This window comes from Nocardia sp. GP40 (assembly GCF_050434125.1).
Lineage (GTDB): Bacteria > Actinomycetota > Actinomycetes > Mycobacteriales > Mycobacteriaceae > Nocardia > Nocardia albiluteola.
In genome coordinates this window covers 1-4,232 of the sequence record NZ_JBNPVW010000045.1, presented here as the reverse complement: position 1 = coordinate 4,232, position 4,232 = coordinate 1, and the positions used below count along the sequence as shown (strand labels likewise).

6 protein-coding genes are annotated in these 4,232 nt (G+C 65.9%); 4 read left to right on the top strand and 2 right to left on the bottom strand.

Annotated elements, in window-relative coordinates; all coding sequences use genetic code 11:
• Positions 1-396 precede the first annotated feature (396 nt).
• From ABH933_RS45430 to ABH933_RS45420, 3 genes are all read left to right on the top strand, one after another.
• Positions 397-843: a hypothetical protein gene (locus ABH933_RS45430; protein WP_429455343.1), complete on the top strand. Its 447-nt coding sequence runs from the start codon at positions 397-399 to the stop codon at positions 841-843.
• 30 nt (positions 844-873) lie between these two features.
• Positions 874-1,029 carry a hypothetical protein gene (locus ABH933_RS45425; RefSeq protein WP_429429359.1) on the top strand — a complete coding sequence of 52 codons (156 nt, stop codon included), beginning with the start codon at positions 874-876 and terminating at the stop codon, positions 1,027-1,029.
• Positions 1,030-1,324: 295 nt separating this feature from the next.
• Positions 1,325-2,332, top strand: coding sequence for a tyrosine-type recombinase/integrase (locus tag ABH933_RS45420; protein ID WP_429429357.1), 1,008 nt, complete (start codon positions 1,325-1,327; stop codon positions 2,330-2,332).
• Here ABH933_RS45420 and ABH933_RS45415 read toward each other — a convergent pair.
• Both ABH933_RS45415 and ABH933_RS45410 read right to left on the bottom strand, forming a co-directional pair.
• Entirely contained in the window at positions 2,257-2,733 is a 477-nt protein-coding gene (locus ABH933_RS45415) for a DUF4158 domain-containing protein (protein ID WP_429429355.1), read from the bottom strand. The genes ABH933_RS45420 and ABH933_RS45415 overlap by 76 nt on opposite strands.
• The gene (locus ABH933_RS45410) at positions 2,651-3,094 is read right to left on the bottom strand and encodes a DUF4158 domain-containing protein (RefSeq protein ID WP_429429353.1); all 444 of its coding nucleotides are present in this window, start codon (positions 3,092-3,094) and stop codon (positions 2,651-2,653) included. The genes ABH933_RS45415 and ABH933_RS45410 overlap by 83 nt, the downstream gene beginning before the upstream one ends.
• 865 nt (positions 3,095-3,959) lie before the next feature.
• On the opposite strand from ABH933_RS45410, the gene ABH933_RS45405 reads away from it, so the two are divergent.
• On the top strand, positions 3,960-4,232 hold a 273-nt coding region (locus ABH933_RS45405; RefSeq protein WP_429429351.1), incomplete at its 3' end, for a hypothetical protein.

Here is a 4,232-nt window from a genome sequence, read left to right as displayed (position 1 = left end):
ACTGCTGGTGGGCAGCCGATTAGGGAGCTTCCCACCGGGTACCTGGGACTGATCCTGGCCGGGATCAAGCCCTACCACCAGTCTTAAGTAGCCGAGTTGAGGGTGCGGATGACTCCGGCTCTCGAAGATCGATCGACGTTGTGTTGATCCCTGAAATGCTGTCGCCAGTCGCGACGGCTACTGCCCCTGGTCGGCCGCGACGGACCCTTTCCTGCGTTCCGGATTGCCCTACAACATGATTAGGGCGAATAACCGATAGGCGGCTGATTCCTTTGATCGCTACCCTCAAGTTGGTCGCCGGGCCGAGCGGGTGGTCCGCGGTAACTCGGAGGCCGGCCTCGTGAATTGTGCGCCGCCACAGCGGGTGTCTGGTCAGGCTGATGAAGGAGAGTTGACATGCGCATGACGCAACGGATGACGGTTGGCCTAAGCGTCGCCGCTCTGATCTCGGCCGGACTCGGGGTTCTCGCCCCGCAGGCCAGCGCTTGGAACATCAGGGATGTGGCCCCGGGGCTTGCCTGCGGGGACGACTTCTACTGCCACAACAGCACCGACGACGTGTATTTCGTGACCGCGCGGGTAACTTGCTCGATCGGCGGCGGCGTCCACGAGACCCGCAGCCGCATCGGCCGCGGTCTAACCGAGCGGGTGAAAACCGACTGCCCGAGCTACACCAAGCCGGGCGGTTACCACACCGAGTCGACCATGGACAAAGACGGCTGGCACCACAAGCAGGTCCAGGATCCCGACATCCATGAGCACACCTTCCCGGTCGGCGTCGAATACCTGCACGCCGAGACCGGGCCCGACACCGTGCCCGCGCCGTCGGGTTCCGCGGGCTGATCCGGAGCGATCGGCAAGGCACTCGGCGACATGACCCACGAGATGCTTACCCTGGCTCGGGGAGAATGCGGTGTTCATCAGAGCGGCGGCACCGGACGAAACCACACCGGCGCCATCGATTCGACGAAGAACTCAGGCTTTCTCAACATGGGTGCGGTCGTGACTACGAACAACATGCATGCGTGATCGACGTTGTCATTGAAGCTGGCGATTCCCCCCAGCAGGACCACTCAATCGACCACTGGGTCGAACCCGAGCACTGGGTCGTCATAGTCGCTCTCGGCGGTAAAACGATCGCGCGCCAACCGCAACGCACTATTCTGCCGCATGCCGCTTGTTCGACAGCGTTGCCCGAACGCCTTCGTAACCCCGGATAATGGGCTGTTATCCGGGGTAATATCGGAGGCGGCCTGCGGCGATCCCGTCGCGGCACGACACGAACCGGCCCCGTTATCCGGGGCAACCCAGGCGAAGGCGGGGCATGGCGGCGAAGGTGACCCGGCTGCGGACCCCGCCGGCGCGAACTCTGCGCTGCGCGGCAGAGGCGTTCCTGGACACCATCGGATCGCCCAACACCCGCCGCGCCTACGCCATCGCGATCGTCAAGACCGTCGCCGCCCTCGACGGGCCCGGCCCGGACGGGTTGCTCGGGCGCTCGCGCGCCCTGGATTCGGTCACCGACACCGAGATCGGCGCGGCGCTGGAATCGCTGTGGGGACAAGCGGCGGTCAACACCTGGAACTCCCGGCGCGCCGCGGTCGGCAAATGGCTGAGCTGGTGCGCCGAACAGAGCTGGAACGCACCGCAACTGCCCGCCTCGGCCGCACGGTCGACCCCGCCGGACTCCGAAACCCCGGTGCGCTCGCGCACCGCGATCGACCGCCTCATCGGCCGCCGCGAGGTCCACGTGCGGGAGAAGACGCTGTGGCGCATGCTCTACGAAACATGCGCTCGCGCAGAGGAACTACTCCAGCTCAACATCGAAGACCTGGACCAGACGGGCCGATGCGCCCCAGTGAAGTCCAAAGGCGCCAAACCCCGCACCCGCCGCCGCGGCGCCGCCCACCACGAACACGTCCTCGAGATCGTCTACTGGGACGCGGGCACCGCCCGGCTGCTCCCGAGATTGATCAAGGGCCGCACACGCGGGCCGGTGTTCGTGACCCACCGCCGACCCGGGCCCGGCAAGTACCTCGCCGACCGCGATATCTGCCCCGACACCGGGCTGGCGCGACTGTCCTACGACCAGGCCCGCGATCTACTCGACGCCGCCACCGCGACCGATGGACCCGGAACAGGCTGGGATCTGCACGAACTCCGGCACTCCGGCCTGACCGACCTCGGGGAATCCGGAGCCAGCCTGCTGGAACTGATGGCGAAATCCCGGCACCGTAAGGCCGAGAACCTGCGCCGCTACTTCAAACCGTCGCCGCAGGCGATGCGTGATCTCACCGCGCTGCTCGGTCCGGGAGCCGACCGCCGACGCTGAGCTGCGTCGTTTCCATATCCGTTGTTTTTTCGGCGATTGCTACTGGGACCCCGGGCCAGGCGCAGCTTGAACTTCCCCAGCGTCGCCGCCTTTGCCGGCGTCTTCAACCGGTCGAACTCGCTGCGCCCCGATGTCGGGTCCAACCACAACAACCGCGTCAGCCGAGCCTTGGCGGCCAGGTCGATCCGGGCCGCGACCATCGCGTACAACGCGGTGTTCGTCTCCGCCCGAATCGCCGCAACCAACCGGTCCAGCGTGGAGAACCCGGGCAACTCGCACCGCGCCCGCACCAACTCCTCCAACGCCACGTTGATCAGATCAGCCGGATTGTCCTTCGTCGTGACCGCCCGGCGGATCGCCTCCTCGGCGATCACGCGGGCCTTGCCCGCGTCGTACCTCACGCCCACCAACGCCCGGACCAGCCCACGATCGATGCCACTTCGCGGTCCGGTCCGCGTCATGCTCGGCCGTCACCTCGCCGGACAGATCCAGCAGACCGCGCATGTGCTGGACCACCACCGCGGGAACCTCGTCCAGCTTCGGGAAATACCCCAGCCGCTGATACGACTTCAGCCACACCACCAAGGCCAGCAGATGCTGATCATTCTGCGTCTTCTCCCGCGCCCACGCGACTTCGGCGACCGTCGGCGTGAACGCCTCAACCAGCTCCCGCGCGGGAACCACCCTTTTGAACCGCGGATACGCGGTGCGATCGATCGCCGTCACAATCCAGACCCCGAGCAGGAAACCGATGTAACGCACCGGACCCTATCCAGCACGCGAAGCCCGATACTGCGCCTGATCAACATCGGAAACCGCCTGGAGCCCGCCCGGCGGCCGGGCTCATCAACCCAGATGCGAACCTCCGGTCCTCTACCGACGACGACCAGGTCGGATGTGTCTCATAGTTGTCTAAAGGCGACCGGAATGCCCGCCCATGTGTCGGAACCCTCGCCACCACCCGGAATTCCGTAGAGCACGTCATCCGGATTCATATTCGTCCGATGGTTCCGCCACGAGACCATCAGATTTTGCCTGCTCGGGCACAAGTTGCGCCAGTGGATGGTCGTCGATGACGGGCCGGTGTCCGTCCACCACCACGCGACACAGCCTGCCGCACCCTCATGCCTCTGCAGAACCGTCTCCTGCGCACCGTGAGCGCAGCCGGTGAGCGCCCCCATCGAAACGGCAGCAGCCACAACGACCGCCAGCCTGCTTGTCGAGGTCATGTTCTGGATCTCCTGTCTGCCGTGAAATCCGTCATGAACTCAGTTCTAACGCCTTCCCACACCCGGAGAACGTCGTGCACCGCCAATCCGAACACGCCCCACCACTTCACTTCGGAAGCAACCATCGCCGCTTCAACTGTCAACACCCACAAACGAACGCCCGCCCGCGCCATAGCGACGCGCGCCGCAGGTCTTACCGGCCACTTCGGGAGCTCATTGCCCCTTTCGCTCGTATCCCGGCAGTCCCCCTTGCGGGGCCGCGCTGCCGGGTGGGCGGGGCCGGATCTCGGGCACGTCGAGGGCATCGATCATGCGATCCGTGAACGCGCGGTTCTCATCACCGTCGAGGGCGAGCGTGTCCTCGAGCGGGCCGTGCTCGGTGCCACAGGGCAGCGATCGTGACGGGGGCGTCGGTCTGGTGGATCGTGGCCGGTCTCATCACGATCAGCATCGGCGTAATCTGCATGTTCGTCTGGCAGGACCTGCGAGAAGCACGCGAAGAACTGCCTGGTCCTTCGATGCCAGCACCGCGTGCCCAGCGGTCACCCAGCCGCGGACGGCCCGAACGCGCCGCGATGGAACCCACGCCACGACTGGACCACTCCGCATACGAGCACGCGCCCAGCGTGAGCAGGGCGCACGCGATCACCCAGACCCACATCGACTGTGCG